This window comes from Mycolicibacterium flavescens, from assembly GCF_001722335.1.
Lineage (GTDB): Bacteria > Actinomycetota > Actinomycetes > Mycobacteriales > Mycobacteriaceae > Mycobacterium > Mycobacterium flavescens.
Window position 1 is genome coordinate 13061 of the sequence record NZ_MIHA01000018.1, and the last position, 25796, is coordinate 38856.

At 68.3% G+C, this 25796-nt stretch carries 30 protein-coding genes and 2 pseudogenes; 22 read left to right on the forward strand and 10 right to left on the reverse strand.

All coding sequences use genetic code 11. The features are described 5' to 3' along the window. Nucleotides 1-63: 63 nt before the first annotated feature. Nucleotides 64-513 carry an SRPBCC family protein gene (locus tag BHQ18_RS21385; RefSeq protein ID WP_205866161.1) on the forward strand — a complete coding sequence of 150 codons (450 nt, stop codon included), beginning with the start codon at nt 64-66 and terminating at the stop codon, nt 511-513. Here BHQ18_RS21385 and BHQ18_RS21390 read toward each other — a convergent pair. From BHQ18_RS21390 to BHQ18_RS21410, 5 genes are all read right to left on the reverse strand, one after another. Continuing rightward, nucleotides 488-1231 (reverse strand): alpha/beta fold hydrolase, encoded by a 744-nt coding sequence (locus BHQ18_RS21390; RefSeq protein WP_069415746.1) that lies wholly within the window; start codon nt 1229-1231, stop codon nt 488-490. The two genes, BHQ18_RS21385 and BHQ18_RS21390, sit on opposite strands and share 26 nt — an antisense overlap. 40 nt (nt 1232-1271) lie before the next feature. Continuing rightward, nucleotides 1272-2393, reverse strand: a complete 1122-nt coding sequence (locus BHQ18_RS21395; RefSeq protein ID WP_069415660.1) for a 3-beta-hydroxysteroid dehydrogenase — start codon at nt 2391-2393, stop codon at nt 1272-1274. 63 nt (nt 2394-2456) lie between these two features. Continuing rightward, complete coding sequence (locus BHQ18_RS21400; protein WP_069415661.1) at nt 2457-2669, reverse strand: exodeoxyribonuclease VII small subunit; 213 nt, start codon at nt 2667-2669, stop codon at nt 2457-2459. Continuing rightward, nucleotides 2666-3898, reverse strand: a complete 1233-nt coding sequence (gene xseA / locus BHQ18_RS21405) for an exodeoxyribonuclease VII large subunit (protein WP_069415662.1) — start codon at nt 3896-3898, stop codon at nt 2666-2668. Before xseA ends, BHQ18_RS21400 begins: the two co-directional genes overlap by 4 nt. A 13-nt stretch (nt 3899-3911) precedes the next feature. Beyond that, nucleotides 3912-4460, reverse strand: coding sequence for a lipid droplet-associated protein (locus BHQ18_RS21410; protein WP_069415663.1), 549 nt, complete (start codon nt 4458-4460; stop codon nt 3912-3914). A gap of 65 nt (nt 4461-4525) precedes the next feature. On the opposite strand from BHQ18_RS21410, the gene BHQ18_RS21415 reads away from it, so the two are divergent. Both BHQ18_RS21415 and BHQ18_RS21420 read left to right on the forward strand, forming a co-directional pair. Beyond that, nucleotides 4526-5527, forward strand: coding sequence for a 4-hydroxy-3-methylbut-2-enyl diphosphate reductase (locus tag BHQ18_RS21415; protein WP_069415664.1), 1002 nt, complete (start codon nt 4526-4528; stop codon nt 5525-5527). Nucleotides 5528-5616: 89 nt separating this feature from the next. After that, the gene (locus BHQ18_RS21420) at nt 5617-7350 is read left to right on the forward strand and encodes a penicillin-binding transpeptidase domain-containing protein (protein ID WP_276046086.1); all 1734 of its coding nucleotides are present in this window, start codon (nt 5617-5619) and stop codon (nt 7348-7350) included. Here BHQ18_RS21420 and BHQ18_RS21425 read toward each other — a convergent pair. Then, complete coding sequence (locus tag BHQ18_RS21425; RefSeq protein ID WP_069415665.1) at nt 7347-8453, reverse strand: DUF6542 domain-containing protein; 1107 nt, start codon at nt 8451-8453, stop codon at nt 7347-7349. The genes BHQ18_RS21420 and BHQ18_RS21425 overlap by 4 nt on opposite strands. A gap of 84 nt (nt 8454-8537) precedes the next feature. On the opposite strand from BHQ18_RS21425, the gene ychF reads away from it, so the two are divergent. The 3 genes from ychF to BHQ18_RS21440 all read left to right on the forward strand — a co-directional run bounded on the left by ychF (nt 8538) and on the right by BHQ18_RS21440 (nt 10861). After that, nucleotides 8538-9626 (forward strand): redox-regulated ATPase YchF, encoded by a 1089-nt coding sequence (gene ychF / locus BHQ18_RS21430; RefSeq protein ID WP_069415666.1) that lies wholly within the window; start codon nt 8538-8540, stop codon nt 9624-9626. 207 nt (nt 9627-9833) lie between these two features. Continuing rightward, complete coding sequence (locus BHQ18_RS21435; protein ID WP_084294227.1) at nt 9834-10178, forward strand: helix-turn-helix domain-containing protein; 345 nt, start codon at nt 9834-9836, stop codon at nt 10176-10178. An 86-nt stretch (nt 10179-10264) separates the two neighbouring features. Beyond that, nucleotides 10265-10861, forward strand: a complete 597-nt coding sequence (locus BHQ18_RS21440; RefSeq protein ID WP_234794261.1) for an HNH endonuclease — start codon at nt 10265-10267, stop codon at nt 10859-10861. A 97-nt stretch (nt 10862-10958) separates the two neighbouring features. Here the strand turns inward: BHQ18_RS21440 and BHQ18_RS21445 are convergent, their stop codons facing one another. Beyond that, complete coding sequence (locus tag BHQ18_RS21445; protein ID WP_069415669.1) at nt 10959-11318, reverse strand: Rv2640c family ArsR-like transcriptional regulator; 360 nt, start codon at nt 11316-11318, stop codon at nt 10959-10961. A gap of 97 nt (nt 11319-11415) precedes the next feature. Here BHQ18_RS21445 and BHQ18_RS21450 point away from each other — a divergent pair, with 97 nt between their 5' ends. The 10 genes and pseudogenes from BHQ18_RS21450 to BHQ18_RS21490 all read left to right on the forward strand — a co-directional run bounded on the left by BHQ18_RS21450 (nt 11416) and on the right by BHQ18_RS21490 (nt 17502). After that, nucleotides 11416-11886, forward strand: a complete 471-nt coding sequence (locus tag BHQ18_RS21450) for an ArsI/CadI family heavy metal resistance metalloenzyme (protein ID WP_069415748.1) — start codon at nt 11416-11418, stop codon at nt 11884-11886. Then, on the forward strand, nt 11886-12962 hold the full coding sequence (arsB, locus tag BHQ18_RS21455) for an ACR3 family arsenite efflux transporter (RefSeq protein WP_069415670.1): 1077 nt from the start codon (nt 11886-11888) through the stop codon (nt 12960-12962). The genes BHQ18_RS21450 and arsB overlap by 1 nt, the downstream gene beginning before the upstream one ends. After that, nucleotides 12959-13360 carry an arsenate reductase ArsC gene (locus BHQ18_RS21460; RefSeq protein ID WP_069415671.1) on the forward strand — a complete coding sequence of 134 codons (402 nt, stop codon included), beginning with the start codon at nt 12959-12961 and terminating at the stop codon, nt 13358-13360. The genes arsB and BHQ18_RS21460 overlap by 4 nt, the downstream gene beginning before the upstream one ends. Before the next feature lie 28 nt (nt 13361-13388). Then, nucleotides 13389-13898: pseudogene (locus BHQ18_RS21465) on the forward strand (putative immunity protein); the annotation flags it as partial. 57 nt (nt 13899-13955) lie between these two features. Continuing rightward, nucleotides 13956-14297 carry a DUF1801 domain-containing protein gene (locus tag BHQ18_RS29260; protein WP_084294239.1) on the forward strand — a complete coding sequence of 114 codons (342 nt, stop codon included), beginning with the start codon at nt 13956-13958 and terminating at the stop codon, nt 14295-14297. A 52-nt stretch (nt 14298-14349) separates the two neighbouring features. Further along, complete coding sequence (locus BHQ18_RS21470; protein ID WP_069415672.1) at nt 14350-14694, forward strand: DUF1801 domain-containing protein; 345 nt, start codon at nt 14350-14352, stop codon at nt 14692-14694. Next, nucleotides 14691-15227 carry a GNAT family N-acetyltransferase gene (locus BHQ18_RS21475; RefSeq protein ID WP_069415673.1) on the forward strand — a complete coding sequence of 179 codons (537 nt, stop codon included), beginning with the start codon at nt 14691-14693 and terminating at the stop codon, nt 15225-15227. Before BHQ18_RS21470 ends, BHQ18_RS21475 begins: the two co-directional genes overlap by 4 nt. Nucleotides 15228-15289: 62 nt before the next feature. Further along, nucleotides 15290-15847, forward strand: a complete 558-nt coding sequence (locus tag BHQ18_RS21480) for a VOC family protein (protein WP_069415674.1) — start codon at nt 15290-15292, stop codon at nt 15845-15847. Between the two features lie 25 nt (nt 15848-15872). Further along, entirely contained in the window at nt 15873-16358 is a 486-nt protein-coding gene (locus BHQ18_RS21485) for an SRPBCC family protein (protein ID WP_069415675.1), read from the forward strand. A 49-nt stretch (nt 16359-16407) separates the two neighbouring features. Beyond that, a complete protein-coding gene (locus BHQ18_RS21490) occupies nt 16408-17502 on the forward strand; it encodes an LmeA family phospholipid-binding protein (RefSeq protein ID WP_234794262.1) in 1095 nt (364 codons plus the stop codon). 5 nt (nt 17503-17507) lie between these two features. On the opposite strand, the gene BHQ18_RS21495 is transcribed toward BHQ18_RS21490, so the two are convergent. Then, nucleotides 17508-18182, reverse strand: a complete 675-nt coding sequence (locus tag BHQ18_RS21495; protein ID WP_069415676.1) for a guanylate cyclase — start codon at nt 18180-18182, stop codon at nt 17508-17510. Nucleotides 18183-18224: 42 nt separating this feature from the next. Between BHQ18_RS21495 and BHQ18_RS29655 the strand changes: the two genes are divergently transcribed. Beyond that, the gene (locus BHQ18_RS29655; RefSeq protein WP_109789368.1) at nt 18225-18383 is read left to right on the forward strand and encodes a hypothetical protein; all 159 of its coding nucleotides are present in this window, start codon (nt 18225-18227) and stop codon (nt 18381-18383) included. Here BHQ18_RS29655 and BHQ18_RS21500 read toward each other — a convergent pair. Next, nucleotides 18353-19165 carry an adenylate/guanylate cyclase domain-containing protein gene (locus tag BHQ18_RS21500; protein ID WP_069415677.1) on the reverse strand — a complete coding sequence of 271 codons (813 nt, stop codon included), beginning with the start codon at nt 19163-19165 and terminating at the stop codon, nt 18353-18355. The genes BHQ18_RS29655 and BHQ18_RS21500 overlap by 31 nt on opposite strands. A gap of 14 nt (nt 19166-19179) precedes the next feature. Here BHQ18_RS21500 and BHQ18_RS21505 point away from each other — a divergent pair, with 14 nt between their 5' ends. After that, on the forward strand, nt 19180-20148 hold the full coding sequence (locus tag BHQ18_RS21505) for a hypothetical protein (protein ID WP_205866162.1): 969 nt from the start codon (nt 19180-19182) through the stop codon (nt 20146-20148). Nucleotides 20149-20154: 6 nt separating this feature from the next. Here the strand turns inward: BHQ18_RS21505 and BHQ18_RS21510 are convergent, their stop codons facing one another. Next, on the reverse strand, nt 20155-23076 hold the full coding sequence (locus tag BHQ18_RS21510) for an aminotransferase (protein WP_069415678.1): 2922 nt from the start codon (nt 23074-23076) through the stop codon (nt 20155-20157). 115 nt (nt 23077-23191) lie between these two features. On the opposite strand from BHQ18_RS21510, the gene BHQ18_RS21515 reads away from it, so the two are divergent. The 4 genes and pseudogenes from BHQ18_RS21515 to BHQ18_RS21525 all read left to right on the forward strand — a co-directional run bounded on the left by BHQ18_RS21515 (nt 23192) and on the right by BHQ18_RS21525 (nt 25796). Further along, nucleotides 23192-23797, forward strand: coding sequence for a TetR/AcrR family transcriptional regulator (locus BHQ18_RS21515; RefSeq protein WP_372516659.1), 606 nt, complete (start codon nt 23192-23194; stop codon nt 23795-23797). A gap of 67 nt (nt 23798-23864) precedes the next feature. Next, nucleotides 23865-23969: pseudogene (locus tag BHQ18_RS29900) on the forward strand (VOC family protein); the annotation flags it as partial. Between the two features lie 208 nt (nt 23970-24177). Then, complete coding sequence (locus BHQ18_RS21520; RefSeq protein ID WP_069415679.1) at nt 24178-24945, forward strand: MlaE family ABC transporter permease; 768 nt, start codon at nt 24178-24180, stop codon at nt 24943-24945. After that, a complete protein-coding gene (locus tag BHQ18_RS21525) occupies nt 24942-25796 on the forward strand; it encodes an ABC transporter permease (RefSeq protein WP_069415680.1) in 855 nt (284 codons plus the stop codon). Before BHQ18_RS21520 ends, BHQ18_RS21525 begins: the two co-directional genes overlap by 4 nt.

The window sequence follows — 25796 nt, forward strand, 5'->3', positions numbered from 1 at the left end:
GTGGTGACTGGAACGTGTTCCAACTTAGCGCTTTGGCACACTCGGGTCGTGACGGATCTGAAGATGTCTGAGTCGATTCATGTGGCGGCGCCGCCCGAGGTGCTCTACGAGATGGTGTCCGATGTGACCCGGATGGGCGACTGGAGCCCGATCTGCCGCGCATGCTGGTGGGACGAGGGCGACGGGCCATGCGTGGGCGCCTGGTTCACCGGCCGCAACGTCACGCCCGAGCAGACGTGGGAGACCCGCTCGCAGGTGGTGGCCGCCGATCCGGGTCGCGAATTCGCGTGGGAGGTCAACGGCGGCTGGGTGTACTGGGGTTACACCTTCGAGCCCGCCGACGGCGGAACGAAGATGACCGAGCACTGGGAACTGCGCCCGGTGGGTGTCGAGGGCTTCCGCGAGCATTTCGGCGACCGGGCCGACGAGGAGATCGCCGCGCGCCGCGAGGCCGCCCGCACCGGTATCCCCGCGACACTCGCGGCGATCAAGGCCGCCGCCGAACGGGGCTGACGCTGTTGCCGGCGGCGTCGACGTGCGCCCGCACCAGCTTCGGGTAGCGCTCGCGGTCCGGCCGGAAGATGTCGTGCGGCGATTCGTCGAACACGTGCAGCGACGCCGTCGGGAACTCTGCGCGGTAGCGGTCCCAGGCGGTGTCGGAGATCAGCGGGCCGGTCGGGCTGCGCACCGCCAGAAGCGGCGGCTGCCAATCGGATAGCGCTTGCCAGAACGACTGTCGGCGAGCCGACGCGATGATCGCCTCGCCGGCCCGGCGGTCCAGCCGGTCCCGCACCGGCGTGCCGCGCCACCGGCCGTCGAGCAGGGACGCCGACACCCCGTCGGGCAGCGTGATCTCCTCGGGCACGTAGTCGCCGATCGACAGCGAGTGCACCCGTTCGCGATGCGCCAGCGCCCAGATCAGCGCGTAGGGCGTGCCGCGCGAGAACGTCACCACGTGCACCGGCCCCGCGGTCACCGCGTCGACCACCGCGCCCACGTCGCCGGCGAAAGTGGCGGAGTCATAACCACTTTCGGGTGCATCGCTGCGGCCGTGCCCACGCAGTTCCACGACGACGGTTCGGCGGCCGAACACCGGCAGCACCTCGACGTAGTCCTCGGCGATACACGTGAAGCCCGGCACGAACACGATCGGCGCGCCCCGGTCGTCGCCGCCGGAATCCAGGAAGTGCAGCCGTACGCCGGCGTTGGTGGTGAAGCGAGATTCGGCCATCGACACCACAACTTACGAGCCGCACGCGCCGAGTGGCCATTTATCGGGCGCGAACGGCGCTTTCGCGTCGGATAACTGGCCGCTCGGCACCCGCGGCGGCCTCGCCCTGCATCTGGTGGAACAGGTCGACGTAGTACGGCAGGCAGTCGGCCATCGCCTGCTCGGTGGTGAACAAGGGGCGGTACCCGAGGTCGCGTCGCGCCTTGGCGATCGAGAAGTAGTTGTCGAGGTAGAGCCGTTCCACGCCGAGCGGTTCGATCATCGGCTTGGGCAGGCCGAACCGGAAGTGCAGCCACTGCCACACCGTCATCGCCAACCAGACCAGTCGGCCGGGCACGCGGATCTTCGGGTAGTTCTGCCCGCACGCCTGAACGACCGGGCGGGAGAACTCGAACATGTTGACCGGTTCGCCGTCGTTGACGAAGTACGCCTGACCCGGTGCCGACCCGCCGGGCACCAGGTGCTGCGCGGCCAGGATGAAACCGTGAATCAGGTTGTGCACGTAGGAGTTGTCGAGTTTGACGTTGCGGCCGCCGACGAGCACCTTGACGTGGCCGGCCAGCACGCTCTCGAACACCTTGCGGAACATCGTCTGATCGCCGCGGCCCCAGATGCCGCTGGGCCGGATCGAACAGGTCAGCAGGCCGCCCACGCCGTTCTGTTCGAGCACGAACTTCTCGGCGACCACTTTGGTCTCGGTGTACAGGTCGTTGAAACGCGTGGTGTAGGGCAGGGTTTCGTCACCGCCGGCGATCCGCTGACCACCCATCACCACGCTGTTGGACGCCGTGTAGACGAACCGTTGCGCGCCGGCGGCCTGCGCGGCGTGCACCAGGTTCTCGGTGCCGGTCACGTTGACGGCGAAGCTGCGGGCGCGGTACTCCTCGCTGACCGAGGCGCCGCCCATCAGGTCGATGATCGCCGCGGTGTGGAACACGGTGTCGATGTCGGCGACCGCGGCCGCGACGGTGTCGGCGTCGCAGATGTCGCCTTCGAGGACCTCGAGGCGTTCGTGCGAGGGCAGCGGGGAGGGGGCGCGGTCGAACGAGCGGACCCGGTAGCCGCGCCTGAGCAGTTCGGTCACCAGGTTGGCGCCGACGAATCCGGAACCACCCGTGACCAGCACGCGGCCGAGGTCGGTGGTCAGCGTTGCGTCACCCATGGCGGACAGCGTAACTGAAACACGTTCCAGTTTGGAAGCCGAAGCGCCAAGTTGGTTGCCTTCTCAACCGTCCTGCGGCTCCTTGGCGGCCAGCGCGTCCTCGACGCGCTTGCGCGCCCCAGCTAAATGCTCTTCGCAGCGTTGAGCCAGTTCTTCGCCTCTTTCCCACAGTTTCAGCGATGCATCGAGGTCGAGTCCGCCGCGTTCGAGCTGCTGCACGACGTCGATCAACTCGTCGCGCGCCTCTTCGTACCCGAGTTCACTAATAGGCTTCATTTCGTATCCTCTTCGCTGCCGTGGCTGACCGCTGTGACGGCCCCATCGGACACCCGGACCCGTAGCTGCGTGCCGGCCGGCGCGTCGGCGGTCGTGCGCAGCACCTCGCCGTCCGCGACGGTCTGGACGACGGCGTACCCACGCGCGAGCGTCGCCGCCGGCCCCAGGGTGGACAGCCGCGCCGCCAGATGGCCCACCCGCTCACCCTCGACCGCGAGCAGGCGGGTGATGTCGCGGCGCGCCGCCGAGCGGGCCCGTTCGATCTCCTCGGAGCGGGCGGTGAGCGCCGCCAGCGGCTGGGCCAGCACCGGGCGGCTGCGCAACTGGTCGATGAGGCGTTCCTCGCGGTGCACCCAGTTGCGCAGCGCGCGCCCGCCGCGCCGGCACAGGTCGGTGATCAGCGCCTGCTCGGCGGCGGCGTCGGGGACCACGCGTTTGGCGGCGTCGGTCGGTGTCGCGGCCCGCAGGTCGGCCACCAGATCGCACAGCGGGTTGTCGGGCTCGTGGCCGATCGCGCTGATGACCGGTGTCGTGCATTTGGCGATCTCGCGGCACAGCGTCTCGTCGGAGAACGGCAGCAGATCCTCGACGCTGCCGCCACCGCGGGCGATCACGATTACGTCGACCTCGGGATCGGCGTCCAGCGAGCGCAGCGCCTCAACCACCTGCGGCACGGTGTTGGGGCCCTGCACGGCGGTGTTGCGGATCGCGAAATGCACTGCGGGCCAACGATCACCGGCCACCGAGACGACGTCGTGTTCGGCGGCGCTGGCGCGCCCGGTGATCAAGCCGATCGTGCGGGGCAGGAACGGCAGCGGGCGTTTGAGCCGCGGATCGAACAGGCCCTCGGCGTCCAGCAGCCGGCGCAGCCGTTCGATGCGGGCCAGCAGTTCACCGAGGCCGACCGCTCGGATCTCGTAGATGCGCAGGCTGAAGGACCCGTTGCGGGTGTAGAACTGCGGCTTGCCGTGCATGAGCACCTGCGTGCCCTCGGTCAGCGGCACCGGCGCGTTGGCGACCAGGTCGCGCGGGCAGCTCACCGACAGCGACATGTCGGCGGCCGGGTCGCGCAGCACCATCCACGCGGTGTTCTGGCGCAGCTTGAGCTCGGTCAGCTGCCCTTCGATCCACACGGTGCCGAGCCGGTCGATGTACTTGGCGACGCGGGTGGCCACGGCGCGGACCGGCCACGGGTTGTCCGGAGACTTGCCGGGCTCGGCCTCAGTCATCGCGCCGGGGTCGTCACTTGGCCGAGGCGCGGGTGATCCTGTTGGCCAGCAGCGTCTGGAACGGCGCACGCGCCTTGGTGGCCTCCTCGTAGGCCAGCAGCGCCTCGAGGTCGGTCACGCTCAGCGTGTTCAGCCGCGCGCGCAGCTGGGCCAGCGTCAGCGACTCGTAGTCCAGCTCGGTGACGATCTCGGGCGCCTCACCCGGGGGCGTGTCCTCGGGCTCCGGTTCGGCGGTCTGCGGCTCGCCGTTGCTGAACAGCGCGAACCGTCCCTCGGTCAGCCGTTCGCCGTCGCTGGCTGCGCCGCCGTCGTCGTCGAGATCCTCGTCGAACGTCGCCCACTCGGGCTGTTCGTCCTTGGGCGGGAAGATGGTCTCGAGCGTCTCGTCACCCTTGTTCACCAGGTCCGCGACGTCCTGCTGCACCTTCATCACGAGGTGCGCGACCTGGCTGGCCACGGTCATCGGGTACATCAGGATGGTCTGCGGGAGCTTGCGGGTTTCCTCGATGGCGGTGACCGCCGCGCCAACCAGCAGACGGACCCCATACGGTGCAGTTGCCATGGCCACAGCCTACGGGCGACGTCTCCGCTGGTCCGGGATGGCCGGGGATGCGTACCCTGGGAGCCATGCCGCCGACAGTCAACATGGGGATTCCGGGCGCCGCCAGCTCGGTTGCGAGCGGTGCAACCGGCAGACGGGTGCTGCTGGCCGAACCGCGGGGTTACTGCGCCGGGGTCGACCGCGCCGTCGAGACCGTCGAGCGCGCGCTGGAAAAGCACGGCGCGCCGGTGTACGTGCGTCACGAGATCGTGCACAACCGTCACGTCGTCGACACTCTGGCCAAGGCCGGCGCGGTGTTCGTCGACGAGACCGACGAGGTGCCCGAGGGCGCGATCGTCGTGTTCTCCGCGCACGGTGTCGCGCCGACGGTGCACCAGACCGCCAAGGAACGCCAGCTCAAGGTCATCGACGCCACCTGCCCGCTGGTGACCAAGGTGCACAACGAGGCCAAGCGGTTCGCCCGCGACGACTACGACATCCTGCTCATCGGCCACGAAGGCCACGAGGAGGTCATCGGCACCGCCGGTGAGGCCCCCGACCACGTTCAGGTCGTCGACAACCCCGACGCGGTCGACCAGGTCACCGTGCGGGATCCGGCCAAGGTCATCTGGTTGTCGCAGACCACGCTGTCCGTCGACGAGACCATGGAGACGGTGCGCCGGCTGCGGCAGAAGTTCCCGACGCTGCAGGACCCGCCGAGCGACGACATCTGCTACGCCACCCAGAACCGTCAGGTCGCGGTCAAGGCGATGGCCCCGGAGTGCGAGCTGGTGATCGTCGTCGGTTCCCGCAACTCGTCGAACTCGGTGCGGCTGGTCGAGGTCGCGCTCGGCGCCGGCTCGGCCGCCGCCCACCTCGTCGACTATGCCGACGACATCGACCCGGCCTGGCTGGACGGCGTGACGACGGTCGGCGTCACCTCGGGCGCGTCGGTGCCCGAGATCCTGGTCCGCGGGGTGCTCGAGCGGCTCGCCGACTACGGCTACGACACCGTGCAACCGGTGACGACGGCCAACGAAACGCTGGTGTTCGCGTTGCCGAGGGAGATCCGGCCCGCCCGCGCGTAACCTCTCCGGGTGTGAACATCCCGGCGCGAGCAGACACAAATTGCCCCAAAATCCCGTCGCTGCGGGTCATTTCGCGTCTGCTCGCGGCACTGACGGTGACCGTGTTGGCGGCGGCACTGGCCGGTTGCTCGTCGGCGCAGGACCGCCTGAACGACACGGTGCGGCAGTTCGCTGACGCGCTGTCCAACGGCGACGCGGCAGCCGCCGCGGCCACCACCACCGACCCCGCGCGGGCGGCCGACACCCTGGGCAAGTTGTTCGCCAGCCTCGGCAGCGACGTCGAATTCCGGCCCGACGCCGTAAAAGTCGACGAGAACACCGGCACCTTCGCGCTCGACGTGCACTGGCGCTTCCGCGACGGCGCCACGCAGTGGACCTACCGCACGGCCGGCGCCGCGGCCGCGTCCGATGACGACTGGAAGATCGACTGGGCGCCGACGACCGTCGCCCCCGGACTCGACGCCGGCCCGCTGTCCTACAGCACCCTGGGACCGGACCCGGCGGTGCGCGTGCTCGACCGCACGGGCGCCGAGCTGTTGACCCAGCACATCGTCACGCTCGTCAACGTGGCACCCGGCGCCGACGTCAATACCGTTGCCGCACTGCTGAATCCACTCGCCCCCGGCATCACTCCCGAATCCCTGGGCGCCGACCTCGCCGGCGGTAAGACGGTCACCGCGATCACGCTGCGCCAGGAGGACCTCGCGCCGATCGAGGCCCAACTGTCGGCGCTGCCCAACGTCACGCTGGCCCCGCAGACGCGGCTGCTGGCCACCGACAGGTCGCTGACCTCACCCACACTGGCCGGGCTCGAAGAGCTGTGGCAGCAGCGCACCGATGAGGCCGCCGGCTGGGCGGTCACCGCGCAGACCAGTGCCGGTGCGCGGCGCGTCGGCGGCCAGGATCCGAAACCGGTGGGCGACATCTCCAGCACGCTCGACATCGGACTGCTCCGGGCGGGTGAGGCGGCGCTGGCGTCCATCCCCACGCCCGCCGCGCTGGTGGCGATCGAACCGTCCACCGGCGCGCTGCGGGCCGTCGCGCAGAACGGGCCTGCCGACGCGCAGGGCCCGATCGCGCTGACCGGCCTCTACCCGCCGGGTTCGACGTTCAAGACCGTGACGGTATCGGCGGCGCTGCAGGCCGGGCAGGTCACCCCCGACACCGTCGTCGCGTGTCCCGGCACCGAGAACATCCAGGGCAGACAGATCCCCAACGACGACAACTTCGATCTCGGGCAGGTGCCGCTGCACACGGCCTTCGCGCGGTCCTGCAACACCACGATGGGGCGGCTGGCGGTGGACCTGCCGCCCGACGCGCTCACCAAGGCCGCCGCGCAACTGGGACTGGGCATCGACTACGTCGCGCCCGGCATGACGACGGTCACCGGGTCGGTGCCCGTCGCCGACACCGCCGCGCTGCGGGTCGAGGAGGGGATCGGCCAGGGCAAGGTCACCGCGACGCCGTTCGGGATGGCGCTGGTGGCCGCGGCGCTGGCGCACGGTTCGGTGCCGGCCCCGTCGATCGTCGAGGGCCGGCCCGGCACACCCGACCGCACGCCCGAACCGCTGCCGTCGACCGTCGCCGAGCATGTTCGGTCGATGATGCGCGAGACCGTGACCGCGGGCACCGCGACACAACTGCAGGACGTCCCGGGGCTGCTCGGCAAGACCGGCACCGCCGAGTACATCGACGACACCCACGCGCACGGCTGGTTCGTCGGCATCCAGGGCGACCTGGCGCTGGCGGTGTTCGTCAGCGACGCCGGCAGTTCGGCGCCCGCGGTCGAGGCGGCGGGCCGGTTCCTGCGCGCGCGTCCTTAGACGTCGTACTCCCAGGACTCGGCTTCCCAGCCGCCGCGGCGGCTGGTGCGGTACTGCGCGCGCTCGTCGCTGTCCTCGCCGCGGTAGCGGACCCGCGAGACCGGATGGTGCGTGCCGTTGGAGTTGCCGTTGGAGCTGTGCGGCTCGCGGGGTTGGTAGTCGTCGAAGCGGCGGCGTTCGGGACGCTCGTATCCGGTGCGCTCGTATCCCGTGCGCTCGTAGCCGTTGCGGTCGTAGCGGCTGCGCCGCTCGGACGGCGGCGGGCCGGGCTGGCGTGGGTTCGACGTGCGCGGCCTGCGACGCGGTTCCGGCGGCGGGGCCTCGCGCTGCCTGCTGGAGCGGCTGCGGCGAGGACGCTCGGCGACGGGGTCGATGATCTCGGTTTCGGGCGGGCGCACGTGGCGTGACCGCGACGGCGCGGCGCGCTTGGTGGGCCGCTCGGCGCGGGTGCCCGTCGCCCGGTCCCGGCGGGCCGCGCGGTCGGCGGAAGCGCGCGAGGACGTTGCGCGCTCGGAGGCGGGGCGGCGACGGCGCGGCGGCGGCGGGACCTCCTCGGCCTCGTCGTCGTCATCCCGGGCGAAGAGCCCGGACAGTTTGGCGGTCAACGCGGCGGCGAACCCGGTTGCGGGCTCGACGGCGTCGTCTTCCTGCGCGGGGGCGGCGCGGCGCGTCGCGAGGCCGACGTACCAGCGCAGCATCCCGATGAGCAGCACCCCCGCCGAGGTGAAGAACATCAGCGGGAAGCGTTCGATCAGCGGATAGCCGCAGTTGATCGCGAGGTCCTTGAGGCCTTCGATCTGGCCGCTGGTGAACAGGAAATACGCCGTCGGCACGGTGACGAACAGCACCAGCGGCGGCTGGATGACCGCGGTGAACACCGCCGCCTGCCGCACCGCGAGCACGGCCAGCACGCAGCCGAGGACGTAACAGCCCGCGAACACCGCGCTCAGTTGTTTGCTGCCCGCACCCGCGTCGAACGCGAAGCCGATCGCGCTCGCGGTGATGGCGATGAGCACAGCACCCCACCACGGGACACCCGGGATGTTGGGATGCGCGGACCGGTGGTCGGCGGCCACCGCCGACCGTGCGCGCTGTGCTGACACAGGTAGACCGTACCGGCTTTCGCCAGCTGTAGCTGTCAGCGCGGTTCTGGCGTGCCCGTCACAGTCTCCTAGACTCTGGTGCCTGTGAGCTTGAACCTGGGAATCGTCGGACTGCCGAACGTCGGAAAATCGACGCTGTTCAACGCGTTGACGCGCAACGACGTGTTGGCGGCCAACTACCCGTTCGCCACCATCGAACCGAACGAGGGGGTCGTGCCGCTGCCGGACCCGCGACTGGCCGAACTCGCCAGGATGTTTGAGTCGGAAAAGATCGTCCATGCGCCGGTCACCTTCGTAGATATCGCCGGGATCGTCAAGGGCGCGTCCGAAGGCGCCGGGCTGGGCAACAAGTTCCTGGCCAACATCCGCGAGAGCGACGCGATCTGTCAGGTGGTGCGGGTGTTCAGCGACGACGACGTCGCCCACGTCGACGGGCGCATCGACCCGAAGTCCGACATCGAGGTGATCGAGACCGAGTTGATCCTCGCCGACATGCAGACGCTGGAGAAGGCGCTGCCGCGGTTGGAGAAGGAAGCCAGGACGCACAAGGACCGCAGACCCGCGCACGAGGCGGCCGCAGCGGCGGCGGAGATCCTCGACAGCGGGACGACGCTGTTCGCCGCGGGGGTGGATGCCGCGCCGTTGCGCGAGCTGAACCTGTTGACGACCAAACCGTTCCTGTACGTGTTCAACGCCGACGAGGCCGTTCTGACCGACGAGGCCCGCAAGGCGCAGTTGCGGGAGCTGGTGGCGCCGGCCGACGCGGTGTTCCTCGACGCCAAGATCGAGGCCGAGTTGCAGGAACTCGACGACGAGTCAGCCGCCGAACTGCTGGAGTCGATCGGCCAGACCGAACGCGGCCTGGATGCGTTGGCCCGCGCGGGTTTTCACACGCTCAAGCTTCAGACGTTCCTGACCGCGGGCCCGAAAGAGGCGCGCGCCTGGACAATTCACCAGGGCGACACCGCGCCCAAGGCCGCCGGCGTGATCCACACCGACTTCGAGAAGGGCTTCATCAAGGCCGAGATCGTCTCCTACGACGACCTGATCGAAGCCGGTTCGATGGCCGCCGCCAAGGCCGCGGGCAAGGTGCGGATGGAGGGCAAGGACTACGTGATGGCCGACGGCGACGTGGTGGAGTTCCGCCACGGACAAGCATCTAAGACGAAGTAGCGGGCAAGCCCAAGACCCGAAAGCGGCAGTACCGCGCTGGTCGCCGAATCGCTCCCACACACCCGTCGACACTGCCGATCTCGTCGGCCAAGCCTCATGTGGCCGGGGATCCGTGTTCAGATTGAACACTTGCCACGACATCACGCGGCGCGTTACCTACTTTGTAGCCCGCGTAATCGCGTCTGTTGACCAACCGAGGAGGAACGCATGACGAATCAAAACGGCGGCAATGGATCATCCAGCGTCAGCGACTGGTTCGACATGGAGACGCTACGTGCACTCCGCCCCTACGAGCGCGGTGACCTTGAGCGGGAGCGGGAGCAACGGGGCGAACGCATACGCGAGTTGTCGCGGCAAGGATGCACGGTACGAGAGATTGCGGCGAAAGCCACAAGCTACATGCGGCAGAGGCGGCTGCAACGCGACGAAACCATACGCGAACTGTACGAGCAGGGATGGTCGATGCAGAAGATCGCTGACGAACTTGGCTGCTCCAAGGCAACGGTTTCAAACGCAATCCACCGAACAGTTCTCTATTACAAGAATGGGTAGACGGCCGCGTGGTAATCCCGTGAAGTTCCGGTTTCAAACAACGTCTGGCGGCAAAGCTGCGGCCAAGTAGCAAGGGAGGCGTGCGGGTGGACTCAAAGGCTGGCGTGCTGGCCGAGGTATGCGCTGCTCTTGGGGCCGGGGACTCTGGTTCTGCTAGGGCGACCCTTAGGTCGGGCTATCCGTTCGAGCCGGTAGAGAGGATCGTCCGCCGGTACTCAGTAGGTCAGTCGATGAAACTGTTCATGCGTGACGGCTTCATCGACTACTACACGGGCAACCGACTCATTAACCCCGGGGTTCTCCGCCTCCTCCATGTTGTGCTTGGGGACGACTTCCCGGCACATCCGAACTGGAAGGCCTCAGAGACGCACTTCGCTTTTTGGGAGTTGTTCCCGACGGTCGATCATCTTGTGCCCGTCAGCCGAGGCGGGGACGACGACGAGTCGAATTGGGTCACAGCGTCGATGCTGAGAAACCAGGCGAAGGCCCACTGGACGGTGGACGACCTCGGTTGGACGCTGCCTCCGGCTGGCGCTGTGGAGGGGTGGGACGGGTTGTCGCAGTGGCTTGTCGACTATCTCGCGGACAAGCCAACCGTGTTGGAGGAGGCAGCTGAGCCCCACCGTGCCTACATCGGACGATGGCTCAGGTGCACTATTTCGGCACTAAAAGCGAACGGCTAGGCGGTGGAGTTCCGCTTCAACGTGTAGAGCCGCGCGGCAACCTCGTCGGTTCACGCCAGCCGGCCGGCCCGCCCCAAATGCGCTGTGGCAGTTCGAGTCAGCGGCAGCAACTCGGATCGAGCACCGTGCACAGCGCGCCGAGCGCATCGGGGGCGGGTCGATGAAAGACGTTCATTCCTCGCCGATCCGACACCACGAAACCAGCGCGCCGCAGTTGGCTGAGATGGTGGCTGACCGTGGACTCACTCAGCCCCAGCATTGCCGACAGGTCGCCGCTGTTCTCCTCGCCTGTCGAAGAACTGAACAGCATCGACATGATCCTCACCCGCGCCGGGTCGGCGAGCGCCTTCAGTCGCAGCGCCACCTGCAGCGCGTCGTCGTCGCTCATCGGGCCGGAGGCCACCGGGGCGCAGCACACCGGGTTCGACATGTCGATGGTCGGCAGAGTTTTGGGCATGGACCCAGTGTGCCAGTAGATTGACATTTATCAAAAAGGTGTGCATTCTGGCTCCCGTCAAGATTTCGATATATGTCGCACAGGTATGGAGACCCACATGTCGCGCATGCAGCTCGCCCTCAACGTCGACGACCTCGACGAGGCGATCACGTTCTACTCGAAGTTGTTCAACACCACACCCGCCAAGGTCAAGCCGGGCTACGCCAATTTCGCGGTCACCGAGCCGGCGCTCAAACTCGTGCTGTTGGAACACCCCGGCAAGGGCGGCACGATCAACCACCTCGGCGTGGAGGTCGAGTCCAGCGAAACCGTCCACGCCGAGATCGCGCGACTCACCGGTGAGGGACTGTTCACCGAGGAGGAGATGAACACGACCTGCTGCTTCGCCACCCAGGACAAGGTGTGGGTGACCGGTCCGGCCGGAGAGAAGTGGGAGATCTATACGGTGCTGTCCGATTCCGACGAATTCGGCAGCAGTCCAAAGCATCTCTCCACTGAAGGCACCGTGTGCTGCGGCGGGTCTGCACACGATGCCGCGGAACCCGAATCCGCGAACTCCTGCTGCTGATGGCGCAGACGACGACTGTCGGCCCCGACGCACGAGGCTCGGTAGCCGAGAAGATGTCGACACTGGACCGGTTGCTTCCGGTCTGGATCGGCATCGCCATGGCGGCCGGACTGCTGTTGGGGCGCTGGGTGCCCGGACTGAACACGGCACTGGACCGCGTGCAGGTCGACGGCATCTCGGTACCGATTGCACTGGGCCTGCTGATCATGATGTACCCGGTGCTGGCGAAGGTCCGCTACGACCGCCTCGACAGCGTCACCGGCGACCGCAGGCTGCTCGTCAGTTCGCTCGTCTTGAACTGGCTTTTCGGTCCGGCGCTCATGTTCGCCCTGGCCTGGCTGCTCTTACCGGACCTGCCCGAGTACCGCACCGGCCTGATCATCGTCGGGCTGGCGCGCTGCATCGCCATGGTCATCATCTGGAACGACCTGGCCTGCGGGGACCGGGAAGCAGCGGCGGTCCTGGTGGCACTGAACTCGGTCTTCCAGGTCGTCATGTTCGCGGTGCTGGGGTGGTTCTACCTGTCCGTTCTGCCCGGCTGGCTCGGGCTGGAGCAGACCACGATCGACACCTCGCCATGGCAGATCGCCAAGTCGGTGCTGATCTTCCTGGGCATACCGCTGTTGGCCGGTTACCTGTCTCGACGCCTGGGCGAGCGGGCCAAGGGCCGGCAGTGGTACGAATCCGAGTTCCTGCCCAGGATCGGGCCGTGGGCGCTCTACGGTCTGCTGTTCACGATCGTGATCCTGTTCGCCCTGCAAGGCGACCGGATCACCAGTCACCCCGTCGACGTCCTTCGTATCGCGGTACCGCTTCTGGCGTACTTCGCGATCATGTGGGGCGGCGGCTACCTGCTTGGCGCGGTGCTCGGACTCGGTTATCGCCGAACCACCACCCTGGCTTTCACGGCGGCGGGCAACAACTTCGAACTCGCCATCGCCGTGGCCATCGCCACTTACGGCCCACTGTCCGGTCAAGCCCTGGCCGGCGTCGTCGGCCCCCTCATCGAGGTGCCGATCCTCGTCGCGCTCGTCTACGTATCACTGTTCTTACGAAAGCGGTTTGCCAGCAAATGAATTCGAAGCCCGCTGTGTTGTTCTTGTGCACGCACAACGCGGGGCGCTCGCAGATGGCCATGGGGTTTCTCAAGCACCTGGCCGGTGATCGCGTCGCGGTCTACTCGGCTGGTTCCGAACCCGCCAGTGACGTGAACCCCGCCGCCATCGAGGCGATGGCCGAGAAGGGCATCGACATCGCAGGTCAACGACCTCGGCGGTGGACGATGAGCGACGTCGAAGCCGTCCAGGTCGTCGTGACCATGGGTTGCGGTGACGCGTGCCCGTACATTCCCGGTAAGCGCTATGAGAACTGGGAACTCGAGGACCCCGCCGGCCAGGGCATCGACAGTGTGCGTCGCATCCGCGACGAGATCGAGAAGAGAGTCCGCGCGTTGGCGGACGACCTTCTTCCGTAGCGGGTTGCCACGGTCGTATCGTCGTTGTGTGGCAGGCGACTTCGAGGTGACTGACGACGAGTTGCGCGTCGTCGTCCGCTACGTCACGACATTTGCGGCCGAGGTTCTGCCCGTCTTCGAGAACGCCGAGCCCGACGATCCCCGTCCGCGTGCGGCGATCGCCGCCGCGCAACAGTTCATCGACGGCGCCCGACGGACCAAGCTGCAACGGGTCTGCTCCCTCGACGCCCACCGCGCCGCCAGAGAGGCGTCCACCGAGTCCTCTCGGCTGGCAGCGCAAGCCGCAGGCGACGCCGCCTCGGCCGCCTACCTGCACCCGATCGCCAAGGCGCACCAGGTCGGCCACATCCTTCGCGCCGCCGCCAATGTTGCTCGCATTGCAGAAATTCAGGCCGGGACGGGTGAAGCCGCTCTTGCCCGTGCGGCGCGACGGGCAACACCCGAACTGGTCGACGTCCTGCGCCGGTACCCGCCAGCGCAAGCCGGCCGAAGCCACGTGTCGCAACTCATGTCCGCCCTCGACATAAAGTTGCGCGCTGAAACTCCCACGCTCGACGGTGGTATCGCCACCGCGACCCGTCGTACTGTCGGGAACATGACTGAAGATTGGCGCATCGACCGGGTCGATGAGATTCGGTCGTTGATCAAGCAAGCCGAACCCGACGTGGTCGAAGAGAACAAGTGGCGCACCAAATCGAACCCCGACGGAGTCCCCGCGTTCTCGCTGGACGGCCTGATCTGCACGCTGGAAACCTACAAGGGCAAGGTCAAGGTGAACTTCGCCAAGGGCTCGTCGCTGAAGGACCCGCACCAGTTGTTCAACGCCAGCCTCGAGGCACCCGTCGGCCGATCCATCGACCTGCGCGAGAACGACGAGCTGGACCCGAAAGCCTTCAAGGAACTGATCAGCGAGGCGGTCAGGGTCAACCGCACGTGAGCGATCTGGCGGCCGTCCGCGAGCAGTTCTCAACGGGGCCTAGCATCGCCGTATGACCCACGACTGGCGCGTCGACCGACTCGACCGGATCCGCGAACTGATCAAAGAAGCCGAACCCGACGTCGTCGAAGAGAACAAGTGGCGAAAGCCGTCGAATCCCGATGGCGTCCCGACCTTTTCGTTGGACGGGCTGATCTGCACGCTGGAGATGTACCAGGGCAAGGTCAAGCTGACATTTGCCAGGGGCGCGTCGATCGACGACCCCGACAAACTGTTCAACGCCAGCCTGCAGGCCGGGGTCCGGCGCGCCATCGACCTGCGCGAGGACGACGAACTGGACCCCGAAGCGTTCAAGGACCTGATCCGGGCGGCGGTCAAGGCGAACCGCGGAAAATGAAAATCGCACAGCAGTTGCCCCGCACCCAGGGCGACATCGTCGTACGGAGACTGAGCCACGGCGATGCGGCCGCTTTCGCGGCAGGCACCGAGGACCCCGCGGTGCGGCAGTACGGGCATCTGCCGCTGCCGGAGTACTCGGAGCAGATCGTTCGCGACCAGATCGACGGTGTCATCGCCGACGGCCTGGCCGACGACTCGCTCGCCGTACTGGCGATCGCCGACGCGTCCTCCGACCGCTTCCTGGGCAGCATCGTGCTGTTCGACTTCATCGACGCGCGTGCCGAAGTCGGCTTTTGGCTGTGTCCGGAGGCCAGGGGCCGCGGCGCCGCGAGACAGGCGCTGACGGCCGCCGCCGGGCTGGCCTCGGCGGCGGGGCTCACGCATCTGACCGCCCGCACGGTCCCCGAGAACGACGGCTCCCGACGCGCGTTGGAAAGCGCCGGCTTCACCTGGGTCGACGGGCCCCACCGGGTCGTCACTCCGTCCGGATCGGTGACCGACGTGCTCGACTTCGAGCTCCCCGTCGTCTGAAAAGCCACCCGACAGACGGCCGGTGTACTACGGTCGGTAGTAGTCGATCGGGAGGGCGTTTCATGCGGTGGCGCGGTGTCAGTCATGTGGAGTTCGCAGTCCTCGACTACGACGAATCCCTCGGGTTCTACGACGCGCTGTTCGGCTGGCTCGGCTACAGCAGCTTCTCGTCGATGGACATGGAATACCAGTCGGTCTACTACATGACCCGCTACCTCAACCCGCACAGCTACATCGGCATCCAGCCCGCCCGCACCGGAGACAAGCTGACGCACAGCGAGCAGGCCGTCGGCATCAACCACGTCGCGCTGTGGGCGCGCAACCGGAAAGAAGTCGACCGCTTCCACCGCGAATTCCTCATCCCCAACGGCGTTCCCGTCACCGACGAACCCACGGACTACCCGCAGTACTGGCCCGGCTACTACGCGGTCTTCTTCGACGACCCGATCAACGGCATCCACTGGGAGCTGGCGTGGGTGCCGAAAGTGCCGTCCCCGCGCCAGGTGTGGGCGTTCTACCGCGCGATCCGCGGGTTCGCCAGAAGCCGGCCGGACCTGGCGCGCACGGTGCCCGGCGTGACCTGGCAGGCGCGCCGCACCCTGCCCTCGGCCGGACGGTGAGAGAACTTCGGTTCAATGGTGTGTCATGGCACGCACGGACGTCGCATCGCGGATCATCAAGGCCCCGCTGAGCCGTGTCTTCGACGCGCTCGTCGACGAGGGCGCGCTGCTCGAGTGGTTGCCGCCGTCGGGGATGACGGGGCGTTTCGAGCACTTCGACGCCCGCCCCGGCGGCTCCTACCGGATGATCCTCACCTACGCGCAGCCGCCGGAGGGCGGCGGTAAGAGCAGCGCCGACTCCGACGTCGTCGAGGGGCGGTTCGTCGAGATCGAGCCCGACGACCGCGTCGTGCAGGCCGTCGACTTCACCTCCGACGACCCGGGCCTGCACGGGACGATGACGATGACGTGGGCGGTGACCAGGGTCGACGGCGGCACCCGGGTCGAACTGCGAGCCGACGACGTGCCCGCGGGTGTCACGGCCGCCGACCACGCCGACGGGATGAACTCCTCGCTGGAGAACCTGGCGGCCTACCTGGCGCGCCGGCAGACCGTCTTCCGCGCCGACTGACGGCCGGGTCGCTCGACGAAATCCCGTCGGGGCAGGCAGAATCGCGCAAGTGACGCAGCCGCCGCACCGCCCCGGCCCGCCCGACTGGCGTGGTAGGGGCGCGCCGCCGCCTCATCCGGGTCAGCGGCGGCCCCCGCCGGGACCGTCACGGCCTGAGCCTCCGCGGCAACCGCCACCGCAGCACCGGCCCCCGCCGAACCAACCTCCGCCCCGCCGGCCCGAGCCGCCCACCGAACAACTCCGCCGGGCGCCCGAACAGCCGCCGACCGAGCCCGCGCCCAGTGCCGGACCCACCCGCAGCTTCCCGCGGCCGCAGTCGCCGGCCGATGTGCGACCGACCCAGCAGATTCAGCGCCAGGCCCCGCCGCCGCCCCCGCCGCCGACGTTCGGGCCCACCCCGGGCAGCAACCCAAGCCCGCGCAAACGCCGCGTCAACACGACGTTCGTCGCGCTGCTGGTACTCATCGTGCTGGCCTTGCTCGCGGGCGGGCTGGCCGCCGGCGAACTGTATGCCCGCCACCGCGCCGACGGCATCCTGACCGAGGTCGCCGAATGCGTGACCGAGGACGGAGTGACGATCTCGTTCGGCGTCAACCCGCCGTTCCTGTGGCAGCACATCACCGGCCACTACACCAACATCACGGTCACCACCGACGGGAACCGGGTGCAGAGCGCCGACGGCATGACCGCCGAGGTGACGCTCGCCGACGTGCGACTGCAGGACACCGGCGACTCCAAGGGCATGATCGGATCGCTCGACGCCACGCTGAGCTGGAAGTCCGCCGGCATCAAGGACACCGTCGCCGAGAACCTGCCCGGCGTCGGCAACCTGATCACCGGAGTGCGCACCGACCCGGGCGCCGACACCGTGATCCTGGAGGCCGGCGACAACAGCGTCACCGCCCGGCCCGTCGTCGAGAACGGCGACCTCAACCTGCAGGTGCTCGACGTCGTCGGCCCGCTGCCCAAGGACGTCGTGCAGACCGCGCTCAACGACCTGACCAAGAAACTCAACGACAATTACCCGCTGGGCATCCAGGCCGACAGCGTGGAGGTGACCGAGTCCGGCGTCGTCGGCACGTTCTCCAGCCGTGACGCTTCGATCCCCAAGGAAGACGCCAACCCCTGCTTCGCGCGGCTGTAGCAGCCTCAGAGTTCGACGGCGATCTCCGCGCCCAGCCGATACCCGGGCGCCAGCGGCAGGGTGTCGCCGCTCCAGAACTTGCCGGGATCGAACCAGTTGTAGTGCTTCTCGGTCGACAGGAGGCCCATCTGCTCGTAGGTGATGGCGACGGTCTCCGCGCAGTAGGCCGTCTCCAGGCCGACCTGCAGCTTCTCCTGCTTGCGGCGTTCGGTGGCGTCCCGAACCTTCTTGTGTACGAACGGGATTCCGCGCGTCAGATCGGTCACGGCCAGCCGTCCGCGAAACCAGCGGCCGGTCAGGCGCGCGGTGCTGGGAAACGGTGTGCCGTCCATGCGGGCGACGACCTTCAGCGCGCGGTCCTCCTGCTCCCGGTTGGCGTACGGCGTCAGCTGCCGCAGCCAGCACCGCTGGTGATAGTTGGTGACCCAGCGTTCGACGACCTGGCGCGCGTCGTTGAGCTGCACACCGCGATGGTTGTCACCGGTCCACATGTCGACGAGCTTGTCGCCGAGCTCGGCGTGCCAGATCAGCGGCGGCAGATCCTCGATCGCGATCGTCATCCCGACGTGGTTGACCGGGCTGTTCGTCATCGACTGGATGGCCCGGTCGGGCCCGGACCGGCCGCGGAACAGCCAGAGGTCGCCGGTGCGCGTCGCGTCGAGCGCCTCGCTCAACGACACGGTGCTTGGACTCACTGTGGCAGCTTAGGCAGACTGACGGCCATGCGCGGGATTTGGAAGTGGGTCGGACTGGCCGGGGTCGCCGGTGTGGTGGCGGGCGGGGTGCTGGTCGCGCGCGACCAACGTCGCCGCAACGCCTACTCCCCCGAGGACATCCGGGCGCGGCTGCATCAGCGGGTCGCGGAGGCCGACCGCGGTTGACCCGTGACGGCGTAGAGCCGGTGCGACCCGCCGAAGCCTTTCAACTCGACCTCGCGGCCGTCGTCGAAGCCGAGGTCGTCGATGCCGTCGACCGCGTCGCGCACGACCGAGCTGACCAGCACCTCACCGCCGTCGGCCACGCCGGCTACCCGCGCCGCCATCGCCACGTTGCGGCCGAACAGATCGTCGCCGCGACGCACGGACTTGCCCATGTGGATGCCGATGCGGACCCGGATTCCGTTGGGCTGCCGACGAAGTGAGCGTTGGATGTCGACGCTGGCCCGCACCGCCTGCTCCGGCTGCGCGAACGCCAGCATGAACCCGTCGCCCTGGCTCTTCACCACGTAACCCGAGTGTTTCTGGACCTGCCGGCGGACCATCTTGTCGTGGCGGCCGATCAGCCGTACGAAGGCGCGGTCGCCGATGCGTTCGTTGAGCGCGGTGGACTCCTCGATGTCGGAGAACGCGATCACGATCTTGCCGCCGGGCGCCAGCCGGGCGAGGTCGGGCCGCTCCACCTCCGCCCAGTCCGCGAGATCTTCGATCGAGGACCGCACCGCCGCGCCCAACCCGTCCTTGCGCAGGATGTTCGCGGTCTGCCACACCTGCTTGACCGCTTCGCGGCCTCCGGTGAACAGCATGTTCTTGGTGTCGAGGCGACGACGGGCTTCCTCGAGTTCGGTGCGCTGGCGGGTATGGCGCACCCAGAGCACCGCCAGCGCGACGGCCTCGGCCGCCGCCACCACACTGAGCAGGTAAGCCGCGATCTGCACACCGGTCACCGCTCAAGTATTGGATGCTGGGACCCGTGACGTCCGCGGAGCCCCCGTATTACGAGAGTCGCTACATCCGCGCCAACCACCCCGAGTCACCGCGCGCGCTGTGGCTGCGCCAGACGCTGCTGCGTCCCACGGCCGGGGAGGCGACGGCCGATGTGTGGGTGATGCTGTTCGATCCCGACGGCGACGGCAACCGAGCGCTCAAGCAGCCCTACCCGATCGACATGGCCGAATTCGGGGACGACGACTGGACTGCCCGCATCGCGGCCACCACGCTCGACGACCGCAGCGCCGAAGGCGTCGTCACCGGCGGCGGTCGCACGGCGCGCTGGAACTTGTCGATCGACCCCGGTGACGCCGAACCGGTCAGGCTGCTCACCGAACGAGCCTACGCCGCACGGTTCCCGACGGCCAAGACGACGGTGCGCCACCCGCTCGCGACGTTCGACGGGCTGCTCGAGATCGACGGCGCCCCGATACCGGTCGACGGGTGGACCGGCAGCATCAACCACAACTGGGGCACCCGGCACACGCCGGCGTACGCGTACGGTCAGATCTGCGGTTTCGACGACGCGCCCGACTCGACGCTGGAGATCGTGACCGCCCGCGCGGCGGTCGGGCCGGTGCTGCTGCCGGGCGTGACGCTGTTCGTGTTCCGGCACGGCGGAACGGAATTCGCGGTGCGCTCGATCCGCGCCAGCCTGTCCAGTCACGGCCGCTACCGGCCGTTCTCCTGGACCTTCGGCGGCCGGGTCGGGGAGAAGATGATCGAAGGTGAGATCGTCGCCGAACCGTCCGACGTGATCGGGCTGACCTACACCGACACCGACGGCACCACCAAGTACTGCTACAACTCCGCGCTCGCCACCTGCCGGGTTCAGGTGGCCGGCAAGGCTTTCGAACGCGCGGAGCTCACGGCACGGCGGCGGGTGATGTTCGAGATCCTCACCGACACCCCGCACGACACGGTGCCGCTGCTGGCCTGAGCGGCCTCACCAGCCTTCGGAGAGCACTCGATCGAGGGTGTCGACGTAGAAGTCGGCGCCCTCGACGTCGATGCACAGCGGCGGTTTGGTCTTGAGGATGTTCTGGTGATCGCCGGTGGGCTGGATGACCACCCCCAGTTCGAGCATGCGGTCGCAGATCGCCGCGGTCTCCTCGGTTGCCGGCTCCAGTGTGTGGCGGTCGCGCACCATTTCCACGCCCAGGTACAGGCCGGTGCCGTGCACCGTGCCGATCAGCGGATGGCGCTCGGCCAGCTCGACCAGCCGCCGCTTGAGGTGGCCGCCGACGCGGGCGGCGTTGTCCTGCAACCGTTCCTCTTCCAGCACATCGAGCACCGTGATCCCGATGGCGCACGAGAGCGGGCTGCCGCCGGTGGAGGAGAAGAAGTACCCCTGCGAGCGGAACGCCTCGGCCACCGCGCGGCTGGTGATCACCGCGCCCAGCGGATACCCGTTGCCGGTGGACTTGGCGACCGAGACGATGTCGGGCACCGCGTCCTGCTGCTGAAAGCCCCAGAACCACGACCCGAGCCGGCCGTAACCGACCTGCACCTCGTCGGAGACCGCCAGCCCGCCGCCGGCGCGCACCGCCGCATATACCTGCTGCAGATAACCGTCGGGCAGCGCCATCCCGCCGGCGTTGCCGTACACGCTCTCGCAGATGAACGCCGCGGGCGGTCGGCCCGCGGCGATCAATTCGTCGATCCGGCGTACCGCGTCGGCCGCGTAGCGCGCCGCGTCGGCTACCCGGTACTTGCCGCGGAAGCTGTTCGGCGACTCGACGGTGTGCACCCACTCGGGGCGGGTGGCCAGCGCGTTGGGGTTGTCGGCGATCGACGTCGACACCGCGTCGGTGCCGTAGGTCCAGCCGTGGTACGCCTCGCGGACCGCGACGACGTCGCGGCGGCCGGTCGCGGCCATCGCCAGCCGCAGCGCGAGATCGCTTGCCTCCGAACCGGAGTTGACCAGGAACACGGTGTCCAACGGGTCGGGCAATGTCGCGGCGAGCCGTTCGCTGAACTCTACGACCACCTCGTAGTTGAACCGCGAGTTGGTGTTCAGCTTGCGCAGCTGGCGGGCGGCGGTGTCGGCGACGCGCGGATGCGCGTGGCCGAGCACGGTGACGTTGTTGACCATGTCCAGGTAGCAACGGCCCGCGGTGGAGAGCAGATGGTGGCGCCAGCCGCGTTCGATCTGCGGTGGTGTGCGGTAGTAATGCTCTTGCACTGCAGCGAAACTCGCGTCGCGGCGGGCCAACAGGTCGGGTCGCGGGACAGGTGTGGTCGGCGTCAGGCCCAGCAGCGGGCGCGGGTCACGCGTCAACGCCAGCCAGCCGGGGGCGAGGTCGGCGCTGACGTACGGGGGCGCGACGGGCGCCCCGACCGGTCGCACGCTGACCCGGACCGCCTCGTACGGGGCGACGGTCGCCAGCGCCGCGCCTGTGGTGAGGGACCCGAGCGGGGCGTTACGGCGCGCGCCAATCACCGTGACCTCGTGGTCGACGCCACGCAGCGTCACCTCGTCGGCGGTCGCCCGCACCACCTCGCCGTCCCACGGCGCCTGCAGGGCGATCTCGGACGCCGACCACATGTCGATGCCGGTGGCCACCACGTCGGGGCTGCCCTGGGACAGCTTGACCGTTCGGCTCAGCCGCGGGACGCCGTATTCGGAGACGGCCACCCCGGTGCTGTCGGTCAGTGCGGCACAGGCGGTTTCGTCATCGACATCGGGACGTTGCCAGCGGCCGTCGTCGTAGGCGTCCGACAGCGGGCCGAGGTCCAGCGTCGTCACCCGCGTGGGCTCGATCAACTGGCCGCGCAAAGGCGGGGCAGGGGTGTCGAGTCCCAGGTCGGCGACGAGCACCGCGGTCATCACATCGATCGGCACCGAGGTCGCCTGTTCGAACATGCGCTGTTCCTCGTCGGCCTGCTCGGTGATGTAGTCGTTGTCGGGGTCGAGCGCGGCCTGCTGCGCGCCGCTGACGATCAGCACCGCGGTCCGCAGCACCAGCAGCGGCCACACCGCGGCGGCCTCGTCCGGCGACAGCGGCCGGATCCGGTGGAACGCGCGGATGGCCGGCAGCACGGAGGTGGGGCCGGCCCCGGGGTGGCCGAGCACGCTGGATGCGGTGATCGCCAACTCCGACACCGCCCAACTGTCGGTCAGGTCGCCGAAGTCGATGACGCCGTCGGGCACCACGGCGCCTGCCGTGCGCGTGACCACGACGTTGGCGTCGGTCAGGTCCAGATGCACCGCCTGGCGCGGCAGGGCGTCCGCCAGCGCGTCGATCCGCGACCACGCTTCGCGGGCGGCCGCGTCGATGCGCTCGCGCAGCGCCACGTCAGGCACGTGCGACAGCAGCGCGGCGACCACGTCGGCGCCGTAGCGCAGGTCCCACTGCAGCACGCGGTCCAGGCCCGGATGGGTGAAGTCGGCCAGCGCCCGGCTCACCCGGCCCGCGACGTCGCCGAGGCCGGCCACGGCCGCTGGCGCGAGATAGCCCGACTCGAGCAGCGTGCCGCCGGGCAGGTGGCGCAACAACCGGACGTAGGCGGTGGTGTCCACCAGCCCGTCGACCGCGGTGTACTTCTCACCGGTGGTGTTCGGCAGCGGCACCGAAACCCGAAGGTGCGGTTCGGCGTTCGCGATCAGCTCGGCGGCCAGATCCTGGGCGGCGAGTTCGGTGGCGTTGAACGCCGGATTCGCCACCTTCAGCACACCGGCGATCGTGCCGTCGGCGGCGGTGACGAGGAAGTTGCGGTCCTGCTGGCTGCCGAGAGAGACCGCGCCGGCCGTCAACCCGTAGTGCTCGGCGAGGAGGCGCTCGGCCTGCTGCTCACTCACCCGGGGTGCGGGCAACTCCGGCTGTGAGAGGAAGTTGAAGCCGATGGTGCGGCGGTCCGCGCTCACCGGTTCACGACGTCGGCGACGCCGTCCATGCTGACCACGTCGCAGAGTTTTGCACGATTCGACCCTTTCACGCGCCGCTAGCCAATTTATGAGGGCGTCAATATACTTTGCCCTTGTGCAGTCCGATCCGACCGCCGACGACCGCAGAAGCATCATCGATGCTGCCTATCGGTGTCTGTCCGAGCCGCACTCCCGCCCGGTCCCGGTCGCGGCGATTTTGCAGCGCGCCGGGGTGTCGACGCGCGCGTTCTACCGGCACTTCGCGTCCAAGGACGAACTGTTCCTGGCGATGCTGCGGACGGAGACCGACGCGCTCGCAGAACGGCTCGACCGCATCGTCGAGGACCTGCCCGGCAACCCTGCTCACCTGCTCGAAGCCTGGATCGAGGGGATGTTCGGGCTGGTCTACGACGACCGGATCCGCGCGCACTTCACCGTGATCGACTCCGAGGAGGTCCGCGCCGCGAAGGGGTACCGCGAGACCCGCGAGCAGGCACACGCCGACCGGGAGCGCTCGCTGGCTGAAATCCTGCGCCGAGGCTGCCGGGACGGGTCGTTTCCGCTGGCCAAGCCGGAATCGGACGCGGTGGCCATCAACGCGTTCATCAGCCGGGTGATGCTCACCGTGCGCTACGACGACCCGCAGGGGATGCGCCGAGCCAAGGCCACCGTGCTCGAATTCGCGCTGCGAGCCCTGGGAGCGACGCCCGCCGGGCGGTGACTTCCGCAGCGATCTTCCCCACCTGCGTTCTCGACAGCGGCGCTCAGTCGACCGGTTTCTCGAAATGCACGACGATCCGGACCCCGCGCGCGCTGCCGCGGCGACGAAAGCGATGCTCAGAATGCGAAAGATCGTCATCGCCGAACTCGAAGAGGCGGTACGCAATACCTGACGCGGACCTCGAATCATCTAACTGCTTCGGCTTTGCTGCGCGCTGCGTGCACCCTGGCCAGCTGCGCTGTTGCTGGTCACGAAATCGGTGATGTACGGTTCTGCGGCCCGTTGACGTGTAACGTCACCCACAGCCTGGATGGGCGCGGTTGGTAATGGAGGGATCTGCGGCCTATGGCAGTGCGGTGTACACGAGGACTCACCGTCTGATGGTGGCCTCGGCTGCGGTCGCGAAACCGGTGCGGGCGTTCGGTGGCTTCTACTCGATGGCGCTCGACACGTTCGTGGCGATGTTCAGGCCGCCCTTCGCCTGGCGCGAGTTCATCTCGCAGGCCTGGTTCGTCGCACGAGTCTCGCTGCTGCCCACCCTGATGCTGACCATCCCGTACACGGTGTTGTTGACGTTCACGTTCAACATCCTCTTGCGGGAGTTCGGCGCCGCGGACTTCTCCGGAACCGGGGCCGCGCTCGGCACCGTGCGCCAGATCGGGCCGATCGTCACGGTGCTCGTCGTCGCGGGCGCCGGCGCCACCGCCATGTGCGCCGACCTCGGCGCCCGCACGATCCGCGAAGAACTCGACGCGCTGCGGGTCATGGGCGTCAATCCCATTCAGGCACTGGTTGTTCCGCGTGTACTGGCGGCCACTCTGGTGTCACTGGCGTTGTCCGCCACGGTGATCCTCGTCGGGCTGGCCGGCGCCTACTTCTTCGTCGTCTACATCCAGAACGTCTCACCCGGTGCGTTCGCCGCCGGCCTCACGCTGCTGATCGGAACCACCGACGTCGTCATCGCCTTGCTCAAAGCCGCGCTGTTCGGGCTGTCAGCGGGCATGATCGCCTGTTACAAAGGCATTTCCGTTGGTGGTGGCCCGGCAGGCGTCGGCAACGCGGTCAACGAGACCGTGGTCTTCACGTTCATGGCCCTGTTCGCGATCAACATCGTCGCGACCGCGGTCGCGGTGAAGGTGACGATGTGACGATCTCCCGGCCGCACTCCCAGTTCCCGTGGCTCAAAGCCCGGTTCCGCAGCGTGGCCGATCCGTGGAACCGGGTCGGTATGCAGGCCAAGTTCTTCGGCCGCACGCTGAGTTCGATCCGCTACACCCTCCTGCACTATCAGGTCGAGTTGATCCGGATCATCGCTCAAATGGGCCTGGGCGCCGGGGCGCTCATCATCATCGGCGGCACGGTCGCCATCGTCGGCTTCCTCACCGTGACGACGGGCGCGCTGGTCGCCGTGCAGGGCTACACCGACTTCTCGGAGATCGGCGTCGAAGCCCTGACCGGTTTCGCGTCGGCGTTCTTCAACGTGCGTCTGATCGCGCCGGCCACCACGGCGGTGGCGCTGTCGGCCACCATCGGCGCGGGCGCCACCGCACAGCTGGGCGCCATGCGGATCAACGAGGAGGTCGACGCGCTCGAAGTGATGGGTGTCCGCAGCATCGCCTACCTCGCCTCCACGCGCGTCGTCGCCGGATTCCTCGTGGTGATCCCGCTGTACTGCGTCGGTGTGATCGCCGCATTCTGGGCCGCCAAGTTCGGCACCACGGTGCTCTACGGTCAGTCGACCGGCGTGTACGACCACTACTTCACGACGTTCCTGAACCCCACCGACCTGATGTGGTCGTTCGGCCAGACCATCGCGCTGTCGGTGATGATCATGCTGGTGCACACTTATTACGGCTACACCGCCAGCGGCGGGCCCGCGGGTGTCGGCGAGGCTGTCGGCCGCGCGGTGCGCACCTCGCTGATCGTCTCCGCCGTCGTGCTGGTGATGCTCTCACTGGCGGTCTACGGCCAGTCCGGCAACTTCAATCTGGCGGGCTGA